Genomic DNA, 16593 nt, shown 5'->3' on the forward strand with positions numbered 1-16593 from the left:
CCGTGACATGTCGAAAGTACTCGTAGTGACGTCGGGCAAGGGTGGCGTCGGCAAGACCACCACGACGGCGGCGATGGGCGCGGCGCTGGCGCAGGCCGGCGAGAAGGTCGTCGTCGTCGATTTCGACGTCGGCCTGCGCAACCTCGATCTGGTGATGGGCGCGGAACGCCGCGTGGTGTTCGATCTCATCAACGTGGTCCATGGCGTCGCCAAGCTGCCGCAGGCTCTGATCCGCGACAAGCGGCTGGAGAATCTCTGGCTGCTGCCGGCGTCGCAGACCAAGGACAAGGACGCGCTGACCGAGGACGGCGTCGGCCGCGTCATCGCTGAGCTGCGCAAGACCTTCGACTGGGTGATCTGCGACAGCCCGGCCGGCATCGAGCGCGGCGCCATGCTGGCGATGCGCTATGCCGACGAGGCTCTCATCGTCACCAATCCGGAAGTGTCGTCGGTGCGCGATTCCGACCGCATCATCGGCATGCTCGACTCCAAGACCGTGCGCGCCGAGAACGGCGAGCGCGTCGAGAAGCACATTCTCATCACCCGGTACGATGCCGGCCGCGCCGCGCGCGGCGAGATGCTGTCGATCGATGACGTGCTGGAAATCCTGGCGACGCCGTTGCTCGGCATCGTGCCGGAGAGCCAGGACGTGTTGCGCGCCTCCAATGTCGGCTGCCCGGTGACGCTCAACAGCCCGGCGAGCGCCCCCGCACGCGCCTATCACGATGCGATGCGCCGGCTGCTCGGCGAGGAGGTCGAGATGCAGATCCCGACCGAGCGCAAGGGCCTGATGAACCTGCTCTTGGGACGGAGGGCTGCATGAGTGTGCTGCGGCTCTTTACGGGGCGTGCAGCCTCCGCGCCCGTCGCGCGGGAACGGCTGCAGATCCTGCTCGCGCACGAGCGCAGTCTGCGTGGACAGCCCGATCTCCTGATGCAGCTGCGCGAGGAAATCCTCGCCGTGGTTTCGCGCCATGTGGTACTTGATCCGGACAAGGTCATCGTTCGCATGGACCGGGGAAAGCATGTCTCGACGCTCGAGGTCGACATCGAACTGCCCAATGGCGCCGACCGCGCCTTTGCCAGCGCCGGCTGAGACGTGGCGAGGCGCGCGCTGATGCGGCCGATCTTCCGCATCGCGGACAATCGGGTCGCCGTCGGCTCCGATGCTGCGGGACCCTGGGATCCGACCATGCAACATGGGTCTGCGCCATCGGCGCTGGCCGTCTGGGCGGCCGAGCGCATTCCGACGAAGTCGCCGATGCGCATCGCCCGCGTCACCATCGACCTGATGCGCCCGGTGCCGCTCGCAGAGCTCCTCATCGAGACCGAGGTGCTGCGCGAGGGGCGCAAGATCCAGCTCTGCGCCGTGCGCTTGCGCGCCGGCGACACGGTGGTCGTCACGGCGACGGTGCTCAAGATCAGGCAGGACGCGGTGCCGCTGCCGGACGATGTCCGCGAGCTGCCGGTCGATCTGGTCGGCCCTGACGATGCGCTGCCGGAGCCGGCTGATTTCTCGACCAGCCCGTTCGTGCGTGGCATGACGCTGCGCGCCGCGCGCGGCCGGTTCGGCGTCAAGGGTCCCGGCGCGATCTGGTACCGCGTCGACTGGCCGCTGGTCGAAGGCCACGCCGTGTCGCAGGCGATGCGCGCCGTGGTCGCGAGCGACTTCTGCAACGGCACCTCCGCCGCGCTCGACTTCCACAGCTATACGTTCCTCAATGCCGACCTCACCGTGAACATGGCCCGCGAGCCGGTCGGCGACTGGATCCTGCTCGACGCCGAAAGCTGGATCGGCCCGGACGGCGCGGGTCTGGCGATGGCGCGGCTGGGCGATGTCAGGGGCTATTTCGGCCGGGTGGTGCAGAGCCTGGTGATCGAAAAGCGGTGAGGGGGCGGTCAGCCGTCCGGATTGCGTTCACGGCGAGTTGGCGAACTGATCACCGCACCGGCGCTGCCTCGTTTCCAACGGCGTGCTGCGGCGAGGTGTTATTAAGTTGGGCCGGTGATCGGCAGTTGCCTGCTTCGTTTCCGGTGAACCGATCAACCCCGCGCCAAGCTCCGCTGTGCCCTCTCCCCCGCTTGCGGGGGAGAGTTGGAGAGGGGGCGCCACGCACACCGCCGCTGGAGCGGCCCCCTCCCTAGCCCTCCCCCGCAAGCGGGAGAGGGAACAAACTGCCGTTGTCGCGAGTGAACGAGTTCAACGACGAACGATTTCGCTCTTGAGCCGCCCGCACCGTGTTCAAGAATCGTCCCACCTCCAGCTTCAGCCGGTTGCTGTCCTGTGACAGCGACTGCGCCGCCGACAGCACCTGGGACGAGGCCGAGCCGGTTTCGCTGGCGTCGTGCTGCACCTCGGTGATGTTGGACGACACCTCGTTGGTGCACTGTGCCGCTTGGCCGTGGAGTTATCAATATTGCTATAAACTTGAGCAGGCCAAGATGGTCGTATAACTACGACGCGGACTACACGCAGGTGAAACGACAAGCAGGTGGATGGGAATAAGCGTCATGGCGAAACCAACGAAGGCTACGAGCGTCGGCGAGGGGAACCAGTCTCCGTCGGAGCTGATCGACGCCCGGATCAAGGAGCTCGGGGATTGGCGCGGCGTCATGCTCAGCTACGTCCGCGATCTCATCAAACGGGCCGATCCCGATATCGTCGAAGAGTGGAAGTGGCGTGGCGTTCCCGTATGGTCGCATGCCGGCATCGTCTGCACCGGCGAGACCTACAAGGCCGCGGTGAAGCTGACCTTCGCCAAGGGTGCATCGCTGCCGGACCCTTCCGGCCTGTTCAACGCCAGCCTCGACGGCAATACCCGCCGGGCGATCGACCTTCATGAAGGCGACGTGATCGATGAGACTGCGTTCATGGCGCTGATCCGCGCCGCGGTGGCGCTGAACATGACGAAGGGGAAGCGGTAGGGCTGGTGCATCGCTCCGCGCAGTCAGTATCAACGATCCAGGTCGCTGCTCACTCACCACGTCGTCGCGAGCGCAGCGAAGCAATCCAGGGCCAAGTCGAATCATCTGTCTGGAAGGCCTGGATCGCCTCGTCGTTTCGGGGGCTCGCGCCGGCGGTGTGCCGGTCGCCGACAACCTTTCGCAAGGATGACCCGTGTGCATCGAGGTGGGAGGAGGCGGCGGCCATGGTTGCGCTCTGCCGAGAAACACGCTAGTTCAGCGCATCCCAACTTCAACGCAGGAGGCGACGATGTTCAGACTCACGCGCTTCCCGGGCTCGCTGCGCGATCATTGACGCGGCCGACCGGGATGATTGTCCCGGCCATGATTTGACCCTTTCGCATCTCATCGAAAAGCCCGCGGCCCTCGTGGCCTGCGCTTGAACCGTCGTGTCATGACATCAAATCTCTTGCTGACTCCCAGCCGGGAGCCGGAGCGTTCCGACCTGCGCGAACGCCGGCTGCGGCGCTATTCGTCTCGTCTGCAATCCCGCGTGCGCGCATGCGCGATGCGACATCCTAATCTCGCCGACCTCGCGTTGAGCTTTCCGGCGCTGCTGTTCGCGCTGGCAGTGCCGCGCCCGGATGTCGATCCGGAGCGGGCGATCGCGTGCGTGATCGCGGGGCGTCCGCTGGCCGAGGCGGCGGCCGCGGCCGGTCTGCCGCTCTGGCTGCGCAAGCTGCCACCGGAGGCATTCGTCCGTCCGATCCCACCATTGCCGGACGGCGAGCTGTTCCGGCGGCAGATCGGCAACCATTTGCCGCGCTCGCCGAAGCTGATGCCGACCTGGCTGCAGCTCGTGGCGGAGATGGCGGCGCTGGCGCATGAGCCGGCCGCGGTGTGGATCGCCCGTGAGTATCTGCGGGCGCGGCTGGTGCTGAAGCGCGACCGCATGCATCTGCTCGGTCTGTGGATCTGGTTCTCGGGGCAGCCCGCCGGCTTCGGCCGCGAGCTCGTCGAAAGGCCGTGGACGCCAGCCATGAAGCTCGATGCCGCAATGACGGCTGCCCTCGCTTGGCGAGGGAAAGTCTCGCTGCATCTCAATCTCGGTCAACGGCCAATCCGCGACATGTGGCTCCATCCCGGTCGCGTCGGGGACTATGAGTTTCGGCCGCTGGATGACATCCCGGATCTGGTCGACGAAGCGATGACTATGCGCAATTGTGTCCGCACCTATGGCTCCGACATCGCCCACAATCGCTCTCGGCTGTGGAGCGTCCGGCACCTGGGCGAACGCGTCGCGACGCTGGAGGTCGCCGTCCGTTTTCCTGATCCGTTGTTGGGCATCGTCCAGCTCAAGGGACGGGGGAATGCTGACGTCGCCCGCGAGCTCTGGTGGATCGCGCGGCGCTGGCTGCACCTGCACGATCTGTCGCAGATCGAGACCGGTCGAATGAAATGGCGCCAGGCCCCTGTGGATCTCACCACATGGCGAATGCTGTGGCGGCCGTATTGGCTCGCCAAGCGCCGCATCCCGGACTGGTTGCCGCTCGCACCGTCGCGCGCTGCGTTCGCGGCGTTGTGAGATGGTTGTCGTGTCTGGACGCTCGTCCGACAAAATCAATGTCGTCCCGGCGAACGCCGGGACCCCATAACCCAGGGCCATATTCGAGGCACGCGCATTGATGCATCCGGGCTCGCCACGTCCTGGGGTCTCGGTCCTGGGTCGCGCGAACGCGACGATGCCTGCACATCGTCCGGCTTCGCTTGTTCGGCACGACAGCGGGTCGGAGTGCAGACCGGCTTTTCGTTGGGCCCTCTGTCGCGCGTCGCCTGGGATTTGTTGTGCCGCAGCGAGGTTGATTTGGCCGACGAGCAGGCTTGCTTCCCCATCGATACTTTCCGGCGCAGGTCGGGCGTCCGCAGCGGCGCGCGCAAAGACGAAATTCGCTCGCGCGATCAAGCTGATTTGGGCTGTCCAGATGCGGAGCGAAAAATATTCGACTTTGCATTTTCAGAAATCCATGGTCTCTTCTCCGCATCCCGCTTCACTGACGAGGGGCGCTTCGCGAACGTCACGATGCGTTGGGGTGGGATGCGGTGGCCGCGATGGGGCGCAGCATGCTTTGGGCATGCCGACGTACGCCACGTCGCGGACGGTGAAGTCGCAGGGTCCTGGCCTCCCGAAGCTGAGGTCCGCGCAACGCGTGAAACGCGTTGTCGCCACGGTGGCAAACAAGCCGGTCACCGAGGAGACTGCGTATAAATCGTAAAGCCATCGCGCAGGGAAGGCCGGGTCTATCCGGCCGAACCTGTGGTTCTGCCGCGTGCTTTTTTGCTGCACGCGGACCGCAGGCCTCGGTCGAGGCCTGGCCTTCCCTGCACCCTCCGTGAGTTGGAGGGGAACGACACCAGCAAGACTCGGACGCAGATGCGCCGCGAGGCAGCAATGTCATGTCTGCAATGGGGGCAGCGCATTCAGTGTTGTTTGGATACAGCGGATCGCGTGGCGAGTATCGCGCCACACAAAGGCTGTCGTCCCGGCGAACGCCGGGACCCATGATCATAAGACGATGGTCGAGGCACGCGGGTCGCTACGTCAGCGCTTACGACGCTGCCCTGTGGTTATGGATCCCGGGTCGCGCTTCGCTTGCCCGGGACGACAGCGGAGCGCGGCGGCTACGGGCGAGAGCTTCCATCGGCATTGCAAAGCCGCGAGTCTGGATTGCCGTCGTTGCGAGCGGAGCGAAGCAATCCAGGGCCTCATCCGCGGCCCTGGATTGCTTCGGCGCAAGAGCAATGACGGTGGCGATCGAGGGAGCTGATGATGCCGCTACCCCACCATCCGCCCGCGGCCCTCCCAGAACCGTGCGCGCAGCACCTTCTTGTCGACCTTGCCGACGCCGGTCATCGGCAGCTCCTTGACGAACGAGATGCTCTTGGGCGCATGGGCCGAGCCCTTGCGCGCCTTCACGAGCTCGATCAGCTCGGCAGCGTCGATCTGCGCGCCGGCGCGCGGCACCACGATCGCGGTGACCGCCTCGCCCCATTTGTCGTCGGGCACGCCCACCACCGCGCACATCGCCACGTCGGCGTGCTGCGTCAGCACGTCCTCGATCTCGCGCGGGAAGATGTTGAAGCCGCCGGAGACGATCATGTCCTTCTTGCGGTCGAGGATGTACATGTAGCCGCGCTCGTCGCGGCGGGCGATGTCGCCGGTGTGCAGCCAGCCGTTCTTCAAGGTCTCGGCGGTGATGTCCGGCCGCTGCCAATACTCCGCCATCACATGCGGTGCGCGCACGCAGATCTCGCCGGCCTCGCCCAGCGCGACCTCCTGATCATGGTCATCGAGAATCTTGACCTCGCAGGCCGCGATCGGGAAGCCGCAGGACAGGAAAAGCTCCGGCTGCTTCGGATCATGATCGGCCTTCCGCAGCACCGAGACGGGATAGCATTCGGTCTGGCCATAGAGCTGCGAGAACACCGGGCCGATGCGCTCGATGCCTTCGACCAGCCGCGTCGGCGACATCGCCGAGGCGCCGTACAGCACGAGCTCGAGCGAGGAGAGATCTGTCTTAGCTAACGCGGGATGATCGAGCAGCACGTAGATCATCGTCGGCACGAACAGCGTGAAGTTGATGTGCTCGCGCGCGATGGTCGCCAGCACGGCCTCAGGATCAAATCCCTTCAGCATGTGCACGGTGCCGCCGCGCATCAGGGTCGGCAGCACCTTGGTGCCGGCGACATGGCTGATCGGGGCGACCGTCAGATAGCGGGCGCGCTCCGGGATCTCGAAATCGGCGAGGATCGCGGTGGCGAAGCCGCCATATTCCCGGTGATGGCGCAGCGCGCCCTTCGACTTTCCGGTGGTGCCGCCGGTGTAGTTCAAGGTCGCGATGTCCTCGGGCGTGGCGAAGTTGCGCGCGCTGGCGTGGCCTGACTGCTCGATCGCGGCGAGGAGGTCGACGCCATAGCCGGCTGCGCCCAGCGTGAACACGTGGCGCAGGCCGCCCGAGCGCGCGGCCAGTTCGCCGCCGCGGTCGTGGAACGCGGCGGCATCGATCACCAGCACCTGCGATTCGGAATCGGCGAGCTGGAACAGCTGATCGTCGAGCGAGCCCAGCGGATGCAGCCAGGTGATGGCGAGCCGCGACAGCTGCGCCGCCGTGCCGGCGCACCAGGCATCGGCGCGGTTCGCGCTGAGGAACGCGACGCGTGTTCCCGGCGGCAGGCCGAGCCGCATGAACACGTTCTGCATGCGGCCGATCAGGTCGATCGCGCCCTGATAGGTCAGCGATCCGTCCGGCCAGCTGAAGGCGGTGCGCGACGGATGACGCGACAGCGTGAGCAGGGTCTGCTCGCAGACGACCGGAAACGAATGAAGCTGTGGGCTCATGGACGATCCTCCCGAGATGCCGCGATCGTTGTGGCGTCGCGGGGCTTGTTGCCGACGCTATCAGAAAGCCCATCGCGCTCAAGGCGCGCTTGTCGTCCTCGGAACATCGCTGCGCGCGCCGCGTTGCCCGGCCGAACAATAGCGGAGCAAGGCCATGCGCACCTCGACAGCTTTTTTCGCGGGAGCCGGAACGGTCGCCATCGCCGTCGCGGCCGGTCTCGGCGGCGGGCTCATGATCGCGGAGGGCATGCATCCGAGTTCGCAGGCGTTCGAGCAGGCCAAGCTCGCGCGTTCCGTGCCGGAGACGCCGTCGCCAAGTCCGACGACCACCTCGTATCTTGCGGCAACGCAGGCGGCCGCGACCACGCCGATCAAGGTGGCGCCCGCAGCAGCGGAGACGGGGCCGGCGACGCCGGTATCGCCCAATCCCTCGCCCCCGCCGCAGGCTGCTGTGCCGGACGCGACGGCTGTGCCCGCCGCCTCTTCGGCGCCGGCCAGCACGCAGGCCGGTACCGCCGAGGACGTTCAGGAGAAGGGACAGGACAAGGCCGCAGCGAAGGCCGAGGACGCGGATCTCAAGGCGCGCGGGGCGGAGCGCAAGCGCGTCGCGGAGCAGCGCCGCACCGAGCGGCACCGGCAATATGTCGAGCGCCGGCGCCAGCGCCGCGAGCAGGATCTGCGCGCGGTCGAGCAGGCCGTGCGTGAGGATACGACGCCGCGCGCCTATGCGGCGCAGCCGGTCGGCATGGAGGGGCCGCGCTTCAGCTTCTTCGGCGACGATTGATCGCACGCGGCGGCGCCGTTATCCCTGAGCCCAACAAGGATCAGGGAGGGACGCGCCGTGCAGGACACTCGATGGGACGGGCTGCGGGCGCGGCTGCGCCTGCCGCTGATCGCAGCGCCGATGTTCCTGGTGTCGGGAATCGAGCTGGTGAGCACGGCCTGCACCAACGGCGTGATCGGCGCGTTCCCGACGGTCAATTGTCGAACCCCCGACGAGCTCGACGCCTGGCTGCTCCAGATTGCCGATCGGCTTGCGCGCAGCAGCGATGCGAGCGGCGCTGCGGCTGCGCCGGTCTGCCCGAATCTGATCGTGCATCAATCAAACGCGCGGCTGCAGGACGATCTCGCGGTGCTGTTGCGGCGCCGCCCGGAGATCGTGATTACCTCGGTCGGCTCGCCGGCAAAGGTTGTTGCGCCCTTGCATGATGCGGGCGCGCTGGTGTTCGCTGACGTCGCCTCGATCCGTCATGCAGAGCGCGCGGTCGAGGCCGGCGCAGATGGCCTGGTGCTGCTCACGGCCGGGGCGGGCGGCCAGACCGGCTGGCTCAATCCATTTGCCTTCGTGCGCGCGGTCAGGGCGTTCTTCGCCGGGCCGATCGTGCTCGCCGGCGGCGTCAGCGACGGCGTGGCGTTGCGGGCGGCCGAGGTGCTCGGCTGCGATCTCGCCTACATGGGCACGAAGTTCATCGCCACGCGCGAAAGCCTGGCCGATGACCGCTACAAGTCGATGCTGGTCGACAGCTCGGCCGACGACGTGCTGCTCACCTCGGCCTTCACCGGCCTGCCGACCAGCATGCTCCGGCCGTCGATCGTCGCGGCCGGGCTCGATCCCGAAGCCTTGCCGGCGCGCGGCGCGATCGAGATCGGCAGTGACATCGACATCGCTGCGCGCGAGGCGCGGCCGAAACGCTGGCGCGACATCTGGAGCGCCGGGCACGCGACCTCGGGGGTCACCGACGTCCCGTCGGTCGCCGTGCTGGTGGCGCGCACGGCTGATGAGTACGGCGGCGCGGGCGGTCTCCGGCCATGAGAAAACGTGATGTGTGTCCTTAAGGCACCATTAACCATCGGGTCCCACAATCCGCGGAGCTTGAACTTGGCGGAATCGTGCGATGGGCATCGGGCTACGGCAGGACAAAGAGCGGGTGACGCTCGAGGAGATCCGGATCCGCGTCGGGCATGCTCTGCAGCGGCATCCGCTGTGCCGCAACGTCCAGTTCGACATCATGAGCGTTCCCCGCACCGCCCGCGGCGGGAACTGGACCATCAGCCTGCATTCGGTGGAACCGGCCGCGCTTTGGGAAGCCTCCGACATCGTTGCCGACATCCAGGCCGCGTACGATCTGCTGATCCCGGCCGAGCTGTCTTCGGCGGCGTGAAAAAAATGTCCGTCATGTTCACAGGGCAGAATGGTGGCCTCTGTGTTTCTGTGGCATCGTAAAGCCTTAATTAACTCCCACTTTTCGGCAAAGTGCGGCTTTCCGCCGGGATACGGAGAATTGCGTGACGAAGTCGATCGCTTTTGTCGCTTTGCTGGGCGTGCTGATTGCAGGCGCGGCCGTGACGAGCGTCCTGATGCAGGACAGCGTGCCTTCGGCTGGTGCGATGATGCCGCCGGTGGTGGCGAGGAGCCCGCTCTCCAACCGTGAAGCCAAGGGCGACCGCCTGGCGATGGTCACACTTGCGGCCCCCGAGGTGCAGCAGCCGAGCGCCCCGTCGAAGGCGACGCTGCGTCAGGCCTATGCCTATGCGCCGTCCGAGCCGGAGATGGCAAAGGCGTCGGCCGCCGCGGTCGTCGCTGCCGAGCCGGTGGTGCCGAAGTCCAAGATTCTCGCCAGGAGCGAGCCGGCCCCGGCGCCGCTGAAGCCAGAGGTGCAGAAGGCCTATTCGCTGCTGTCGGACGGCCAGATCGCAGGCATCAAGGAACGGCTGCGGCTCTCGTCGAGCCAGGAATATTATTGGCCGGCGGTCGAGACGGCGCTGCGCGCCGTCGCCCGCAAGATCCACGCCGGACGCCAGGGCGCGGCGAAGCCGGGCGCGGTGGCGCTCGATCCGGATTCGGATGAGGTGCAACAGCTGAAGTCAGCCGCGATGCCGCTGCTATGGCAGTTGCGCGAGGATCAGAAGGACGAAGTGCGGCGGCTTGCGCGCACCATCGGCCTCGACAAGGTCGCAGCCGCGATCTGATCGGGGGGGATCCTCCTGGCGTGAACATCAAACTTGGAGTGAACATCAAGAAGGCCGCGCATTGCGCGGCCTTCTTGCTTTCGAGAGGCGCTTTTTCACCTCGCCGGGGAATTGGCCTCCGGATGCCCGCCGCTCTCGGGGCCGGCTCCCGTCGGCGACGATGCGGGCGCGGTACGCAGGTCCGGGCCGGGCCGTGCCGGCTGGGTCATGGTCGGGGCTTCCGGCGGGGTGATCGCGGCGCCGGCGCCGACCGTAGTGCCGCGGTCGGTGTTGGTCGGCGCTGACGGCACTGGCGTCGGCTTGTCGCCGCCGGCGAAGCGCGTCGCGCCGCCGCTCTGATAGCCGGCAACCAGCAGGCCGGCGACCACCAGCGCGAGCACGAACAGGCCGCCGAGCTCGGGCAGGGCACCTGACGGGGCCACGCCGCGGCCCCGGCCGTCTCCCTCGAGCGCCACCGCCGCGATCTCTCGGTTGTGCCGCGACCGCAGGAAGGCCAGGAACGCGCCGGCGGCGATGATGATCGCGGCCGCGAGCGTGAAGAACATCAGCCAGCTGATGGGTTGATCGCCTTGCATGTCGAACATCCTTTGATCCGTGAGGGCTGCGCGACGTGCAGTCGCGTCAAACCCGCATGACAATCTCTGTTCGTTGCAATCGTCAGTGGCGTGAAAGGTTTCCCGCCCGGCGGCGGAAATCTCGCGTCAGCGCCCTTCGCCGGCGGCCCATAGCGCCTCGAGCCCGGAGCGATAGGTCGGGTAGGCGAAGCCGACGCCGAGTTCCTGCCTGGCGCGGATATTCCGGATGCGCCGGTTGCTGGCATAGAAGCTGCGCGCCATCGGCGACAGCTCGGCGCGGTCGAACGGCAGTTCCGGCGGCGGGGCGATGCCCATCAACGCAGCGGCATAGGCGATGACGTCCTGCGGCGGCGCCGGCTCGTCGTCGACGATGTTCCAGGCTCCGCCTGACCCGCGTTGGATCGCGCCCATGATCGCGCTGGCCGCGTCATCGACATGGATGCGGTTGAAAACCTGTCCCGGCTTGACGATGCGCCGCGCCCGCCCGGCCCGCAGCTCGACCAGCGCGTTGCGGCCCGGCCCGTAGATGCCGCCGAGCCGGAGCACCGCGAGCCGGTCACCGATCCGCGCGCGCCAGTCCTGCTCGACGCGGACCCGGGCCTGCACCCGGTCGTGCTCGGGCGCCAGCGGCGTGTCCTCGTCGATCCAGCCGCCCTGATGGTCGCCATAGACGCCGACGGTCGAGAGGTAGACCACGTGCCGCGCGCGCCCCGCCGTGATGGCGTCGCCGAATGCGGCCAGCACCGGGTCGTCGCCTCCTCCCGGCGGCACCGAGATCAGCACGACGTCGGCGTCCGCCGCCTTCGCCAGCGTCGCGGCCGCGGGGGCCGTGCCGTCGAACAGGTCGATGTCATCATGCGCCAATCGCGCGCGCTTGTCGGCGCTGCGGACCGTGCCGCCGATGCGGGCGAACGCGCCACGGTGCAGCTCGACGAAGCGCTGGGCGGTGTAGCCGAAGCCGATGACGAAGAGGTTCATGGATGCCGTTCACCTGGACTTGCGCGAAGGAGCGAGCTTTCGAGTTACCCGGCACCGGGTGGCCCGCGCAATTCAAATGACGCGCGCGGAGTCAGCCTGCGGACGGGGCGGTGCTGACCTGCCGCGCTTGTTATGGCTCCCGTCATGGTCCATGTCGTATGATCAGGCGACAGGAGATGGACTGCCACGATGAATTTCCATTCGATCTACCGCCACGGCTTTGCCCGCGTCGCTGCCTGCGTCACCGCCTCGAGCGTCGCCAACCCGACCGCCAATGCGGCGGCGATCCTGGCCGCGGCGCGCGCCTGCCATGACCAGGGCGCGGCGGTCGCGGTGTTTCCGGAGCTCTGTCTGTCCGGCTACGCGATCGAGGACCTTGTCAAGCAGGACCCGCTGCTCGATGCCGTCCAGCGCGGGCTGCTCACCCTCGTCGAAGCCTCGCACGACCTGATGCCTGTCCTGATCGTCGGTGCGCCGCTGCGCTTTGCGCATCGCGTCTACAATTGTGCCGTCGTGATCCACCGCGGCGAGGTGCTCGGCGTCATTCCCAAGAGCTACCTGCCGACCTATCGCGAATTCTACGAAGGCCGCCACTTCGCCTCCGGCGCCGGCATCCGCGGCGAGATGATCGAGGTCGCCGAGACCATGGCGCCGTTCGGCACCGACCTTCTGTTCGCCGCCGCGGATGTCGCCGGCCTCGTCATCGGCGTCGAGATCTGCGAGGACATGTGGATCCCGGTGACGCCGGCGTCCGAGCTCGCGCTCGCCGGCGCCACCGTGCTCGCCAATCTCTCCGGCAGCCCGATCACGGTCGGCCGCGCCGAATCGCGCTCGCTGCTCTGTCGTTCCACCTCGGCGCGCTGCCTCGCCGCCTACATCTACGCGGCGGCCGGTGTGGGCGAATCCACCACGGATCTCGCCTGGGACGGCCAGACCTCGATCTTCGAGAATGGCGTGCTGCTGGCCGAGAGCGAGCGCTTCCGCCAGACCGGACAGACCATCTTCGCCGACGTCGATCTGGATCTGCTGCGCCAGGAGCGGGCGCTGATGGGCACGTTCGACGACAATGCGCGTGCGCAACGCGCCGGCATGCACTGGCGCCGCATCGGCTTCGAGCTGCAGCCGGCCGAGGGCGACATCGGCTTCATGCGCAGCATCGAGCGCTTTCCGTTCGTGCCGAGCGATGCCGCGCGGCTCGATCAGGACTGCTACGAGGCCTACAACATCCAGGTCGCCGGCCTGACGCAGCGGCTGCGCGCCACCGGCACCAAGCGCATCGTGATCGGCGTCTCCGGCGGGCTCGATTCCACGCATGCGCTGATCGTCGCGGCGAAGGCGATCGACCTGCTCGGCCTTCCCCGCACCAACATCCTGGCCTATACGATGCCCGGCTTCGCCACGGGCGCGCAGAGCAAGTCCTACGCGCATGCGCTGATGTCGTCGCTTCAAGTCAGCGCCGCCGAACTCGACATCCGCCCCGCGGCGACGCAGATGCTGAAGGACATCGGCCATCCCTTCAGCCGCGGCGAACAGGTCTACGACGTCACCTTCGAGAACGTGCAGGCCGGGCTGCGCACCGACTATCTGTTCCGCCTCGCCAACGATCGCGGCGGCCTCGTGCTCGGCACCGGCGATCTCTCCGAGCTGGCGCTGGGCTGGTGCACCTATGGCGTCGGCGATCAGATGGCGCACTACAACGTCAATGCCGGCGTGCCGAAGACCCTGATCCAGCATCTCATCCGCTGGGTCATCGCCTCGCATCAGTTCTCGGCCGATGTCGACCGCACGCTCGAGGCGGTGCTGTCGGCCGAGATCTCGCCGGAGCTGGTCCCGGTGAAGGAGGGCGAGACGCCGCAGAGCACGCAGGCCACGATCGGCCCCTATGAGCTGCAGGACTTCAATTTGTTCTACACGCTGCGCTACGGCATGCGCCCGTCGAAGATCGCCTTCATGGCGCATCACGCCTGGAAGAATGTCGGCGACGGCGCCTGGCCGCCGCATTTCCCTGCCGACAAGCGCCACGCCTATACGCTTCCCGAGATCAGGAAGTGGCTGGAGGTGTTCCTCAAGCGCTTCTTCGCCTTCAGCCAGTTCAAGCGCTCGGCGATGCCGAACGGCCCGAAGGTGGTGGCCGGCGGCGCCCTGTCGCCGCGCGGCGACTGGCGTGCCCCGTCCGACGGCAACGCCACCGCGTGGCTGGAGGACCTGGAGCGCAACGTGCCGAAGTGACGACCATCTTGCTCCGCCGCCGCGCTTGCCATATCCGAGACGTGCGCGTCCGCCTTTGCGGCGTCATCGACATCGTTGAACGGAGCAGATCATGAGCGTGACCGCCGCCGGCATTTCCTCGATGGCGACGAGGCAGATCCTCGCTGAGCTCGCCGCCGCCTATGAGGAGGCGACCGGCGAGGTGATCACGATCGAATCCGTCGGCGGCGTCGATGCCGCCAAGCGCATCCGCGCCGGCGAAGCGTTCGACTTCGCCGTGCTCGCCTCCGATGCGCTGCAGAAGCTTGAAAGCGACGGCCATCTCGTTCCCGGCAGCATCATCGAAATCGCGGAATCGCCGATGGCGATGGCGGTGCGCGCCGGCAGCCCCAAGCCCGATCCGCTCGACGAGGCCGCCGTGCGCAGGGCGATGGAGAACGCCAGGGCGATCGGCATCTCCACCGGCCCGAGCGGCACGTATGTGCAGAAGCTCGCCCGCGACTGGGGCCTGGAGAGCGAGGGCACTTCGCGCCTGGTCCAGGCCAAGCCCGGCATTCCCGTCGCCAGGCTGCTCGCCGATGGCGAGGTCGACGTCGGCTTCCAGCAGCTCAGCGAGATGCTCGGCGCGCCCGGCATCGATATCGTCGGCCTGCTGCCCGCGTCGCTGCAGCCCGGCACCGTGTTCGCGGCGGCGTTGTGCAAGGCCGGCGCGCATACCGAGGCGGCGCGGGCCTTCATCGAATATCTGGTCTCGGAGGAGACCGCCGAAACCAAGCGCCAGCACGGCATGACGCCGGTGTGAGGCGCCGGCCCCACAGCCCGCGAAAAAATCCGATCGCCGCGTGTCGTCTCGGCCTTGTCCCGATCGTCTTCCAACCGAACAATCGGGAAGGAGACGGCGGATGAGCACATCGTACTATCGCTGGGTGATCGTGGCGGCCGGGGGCGTGCTCGGCTGCGTCGCCGTCGGCGGCCTGTTCTCGCTGCCGGTGTTCCTCAAGCCGATGGCCGCCGAGACCGGATGGTCGGTCGCGGGGATCTCCACCGCGATGACGATCGGCTTCCTGGCGATGGCCGTCACCAGCATGGGCTGGGGCACGCTGTCCGACCGCATCGGCCCGCGTCCCGTGCTGCTGATCGGATCGATCCTGCTCGCCGTCAGCCTGCTGCTGGCAAGCCTGACATCCTCGCTGTTGGCGTTCCAACTGCTGTTCGGCCTGATCGCAGGCATCGCGACGGCGGCGATCTTCCCGCCGGTCATGGCGACCGTCACCGGCTGGTTCGACACCCATCGCAGCCTCGCGGTGTCGCTGGTCTCGGCCGGCATGGGCGTGGCGCCGATGACGATGTCGCCGCTCGCGGCCTGGCTCGTCTCCAGCTACGACTGGCGGACCGCGATGCAGTGCATCGCCGCGATCGTGGCCGCCATCATGATTCCCACGTCGCTGCTCGTGGGACGTCCGCCATCGTCCGCGCCCGGCGACGCCGTCGCGTCGGGTCCCGCCGCCGGGCCGGCCGAGATGACGCGATCGGCGGCGCTGCGCTCGCCGCAGTTCCTGATCCTGCTCGCCACCAACTTCTTCTGCTGCGCCACGCATTCCGGCCCCATCATCCACACCGTGAGCTATGCCGTCACCTGCGGCATCCCGCTGATGGCGGCGGTGACGATCTACAGCATCGAGGGGCTCGCCGGGCTCGGCGGCCGCATCGCCTTCGGCCTGCTCGGCGACCGCTTCGGCGCCAAGCGCGTGCTCGTTCTCGGCCTGCTCGCGCAGGCGTTCGGCGCGCTCTCCTATGTGGTCGTGCGCGACCTCGCCGCGTTCTATGCGGTCGCGGCCACCTTCGGCTTCCTCTATGCCGGCACCATGCCGCTCTACGCCGCGATCGCGCGTGACAATTTTCCGCAAGGCATCATGGGCACGGTGATCGGCGGCACGGCGATGGCCGGCAGCCTCGGCATGGCGACCGGCCCCCTGGCCGGCGGCCTGATCTACGACAGCTTTGCGAGCTACACTTGGCTCTATGTCGGCTCGTGGGTGATGGGCCTCGGCGCTGTCATGATGATGATGACCTTCCGGCCGTTTCCCAAGCCGGTGTCGCAGCCTGGCGCCGTGCCCATGCAAGCGCCGGCCTGACGCTGCTGCATCGCACCTTCACGCGCGCCGTCGGAATCGAACAACAACGCTTGATCCCCCGGCAGGAACTGTGATGTCGCAGCCGGGTTGGGCGGCGTGGAGTTCAACCGGATGGAGATCGGATCCATGAAGAAGACCCAGCTTGCCATTGCCACCCTCGTCGCCGCCACCCTCGCCGCCGTCCCGCTCGCCGCGCAAGCGAAGCACCACAAGAAGCACAACGCCGCGACGTCGACCACCTCGTCGCAGACCACCGGCAGCAACATGAAGTCCGGCCGCGATTCCACCTCGTCGAGCCAGGGCAATGTCGGCCCGGGCACGAACCAGGCGGGAAGCATGGGGAAGTAACAAGCCGGGCACTTTCGTTCAGCGACGGGAAAGCAGCGCTGGCCTTCCCGTCGCCGCTGGACAGCATTCTTTTCCAGACG

General features: G+C 67.4%; 16 protein-coding genes and 1 pseudogene. 13 read left to right on the forward strand and 4 right to left on the reverse strand.

What is annotated here, in order from left to right:
• Positions 1–7 precede the first annotated feature (7 nt).
• From minD to ACQR1E_RS28400, 3 genes are read left to right on the forward strand one after another with little or no spacing between them, the layout of a single operon-like run.
• Positions 8–823, forward strand: coding sequence for a septum site-determining protein MinD (gene minD, locus ACQR1E_RS28390; RefSeq protein ID WP_315716283.1), 816 nt, complete (start codon positions 8–10; stop codon positions 821–823).
• Positions 820–1095, forward strand: coding sequence for a cell division topological specificity factor MinE (gene minE, locus ACQR1E_RS28395; protein WP_315716282.1), 276 nt, complete (start codon positions 820–822; stop codon positions 1093–1095). Before minD ends, minE begins: the two co-directional genes overlap by 4 nt.
• A gap of 21 nt (positions 1096–1116) precedes the next feature.
• Positions 1117–1890, forward strand: a complete 774-nt coding sequence (locus ACQR1E_RS28400; protein ID WP_315826564.1) for a thioesterase family protein — start codon at positions 1117–1119, stop codon at positions 1888–1890.
• A gap of 334 nt (positions 1891–2224) precedes the next feature.
• Here the strand turns inward: ACQR1E_RS28400 and ACQR1E_RS28405 are convergent.
• Positions 2225–2398, reverse strand: a pseudogene (locus tag ACQR1E_RS28405) (methyl-accepting chemotaxis protein); the annotation flags it as partial.
• A 112-nt stretch (positions 2399–2510) separates the two neighbouring features.
• Between ACQR1E_RS28405 and ACQR1E_RS28410 the strand changes: the two are divergent.
• Both ACQR1E_RS28410 and ACQR1E_RS28415 read left to right on the forward strand, forming a co-directional pair.
• The gene (locus tag ACQR1E_RS28410; RefSeq protein ID WP_316185446.1) at positions 2511–2924 is read left to right on the forward strand and encodes a DUF1801 domain-containing protein; all 414 of its coding nucleotides are present in this window, start codon (positions 2511–2513) and stop codon (positions 2922–2924) included.
• A gap of 547 nt (positions 2925–3471) precedes the next feature.
• On the forward strand, positions 3472–4488 hold the full coding sequence (locus tag ACQR1E_RS28415; protein ID WP_434897844.1) for a hypothetical protein: 1017 nt from the start codon (positions 3472–3474) through the stop codon (positions 4486–4488).
• A 1248-nt stretch (positions 4489–5736) separates the two neighbouring features.
• On the opposite strand, the gene ACQR1E_RS28420 is transcribed toward ACQR1E_RS28415, so the two are convergent.
• Positions 5737–7299 carry an AMP-binding protein gene (locus ACQR1E_RS28420; protein ID WP_434897845.1) on the reverse strand — a complete coding sequence of 521 codons (1563 nt, stop codon included), beginning with the start codon at positions 7297–7299 and terminating at the stop codon, positions 5737–5739.
• Positions 7300–7453: 154 nt separating this feature from the next.
• Between ACQR1E_RS28420 and ACQR1E_RS28425 the strand changes: the two genes are divergently transcribed.
• The 4 genes from ACQR1E_RS28425 (at position 7454) to ACQR1E_RS28440 (ending at position 10269) form a co-directional block, all read left to right on the forward strand.
• Positions 7454–8083: a hypothetical protein gene (locus ACQR1E_RS28425; RefSeq protein ID WP_434897846.1), complete on the forward strand. Its 630-nt coding sequence runs from the start codon at positions 7454–7456 to the stop codon at positions 8081–8083.
• Between the two features lie 57 nt (positions 8084–8140).
• Positions 8141–9112: an NAD(P)H-dependent flavin oxidoreductase gene (locus ACQR1E_RS28430; RefSeq protein WP_434897847.1), complete on the forward strand. Its 972-nt coding sequence runs from the start codon at positions 8141–8143 to the stop codon at positions 9110–9112.
• An 82-nt stretch (positions 9113–9194) separates the two neighbouring features.
• Positions 9195–9461 carry a hypothetical protein gene (locus tag ACQR1E_RS28435; RefSeq protein ID WP_434897848.1) on the forward strand — a complete coding sequence of 89 codons (267 nt, stop codon included), beginning with the start codon at positions 9195–9197 and terminating at the stop codon, positions 9459–9461.
• 181 nt (positions 9462–9642) lie between these two features.
• On the forward strand, positions 9643–10269 hold the full coding sequence (locus ACQR1E_RS28440; RefSeq protein WP_434897874.1) for a hypothetical protein: 627 nt from the start codon (positions 9643–9645) through the stop codon (positions 10267–10269).
• A gap of 95 nt (positions 10270–10364) precedes the next feature.
• Here the strand turns inward: ACQR1E_RS28440 and ACQR1E_RS28445 are convergent, their stop codons facing one another.
• A complete protein-coding gene (locus ACQR1E_RS28445) occupies positions 10365–10844 on the reverse strand; it encodes a hypothetical protein (protein WP_434897849.1) in 480 nt (159 codons plus the stop codon).
• Positions 10845–10970: 126 nt separating this feature from the next.
• Entirely contained in the window at positions 10971–11822 is an 852-nt protein-coding gene (locus ACQR1E_RS28450) for an NAD-dependent epimerase/dehydratase family protein (protein WP_434897850.1), read from the reverse strand.
• A 189-nt stretch (positions 11823–12011) separates the two neighbouring features.
• Between ACQR1E_RS28450 and ACQR1E_RS28455 the strand changes: the two genes are divergently transcribed.
• The 4 genes from ACQR1E_RS28455 (at position 12012) to ACQR1E_RS28470 (ending at position 16513) form a co-directional block, all read left to right on the forward strand.
• A complete protein-coding gene (locus ACQR1E_RS28455; RefSeq protein WP_434897851.1) occupies positions 12012–14051 on the forward strand; it encodes an NAD(+) synthase in 2040 nt (679 codons plus the stop codon).
• Between the two features lie 91 nt (positions 14052–14142).
• Complete coding sequence (locus ACQR1E_RS28460; RefSeq protein WP_315826569.1) at positions 14143–14832, forward strand: substrate-binding domain-containing protein; 690 nt, start codon at positions 14143–14145, stop codon at positions 14830–14832.
• Between the two features lie 100 nt (positions 14833–14932).
• A complete protein-coding gene (locus ACQR1E_RS28465; RefSeq protein WP_315716270.1) occupies positions 14933–16165 on the forward strand; it encodes an MFS transporter in 1233 nt (410 codons plus the stop codon).
• A gap of 126 nt (positions 16166–16291) precedes the next feature.
• Positions 16292–16513: a hypothetical protein gene (locus tag ACQR1E_RS28470; protein WP_315716269.1), complete on the forward strand. Its 222-nt coding sequence runs from the start codon at positions 16292–16294 to the stop codon at positions 16511–16513.
• Positions 16514–16593 lie beyond the last annotated feature (80 nt).

It is taken from the genome of Bradyrhizobium sp. HKCCYLRH1030, from assembly GCF_051168395.1.
Lineage (GTDB): Bacteria > Pseudomonadota > Alphaproteobacteria > Rhizobiales > Xanthobacteraceae > Bradyrhizobium.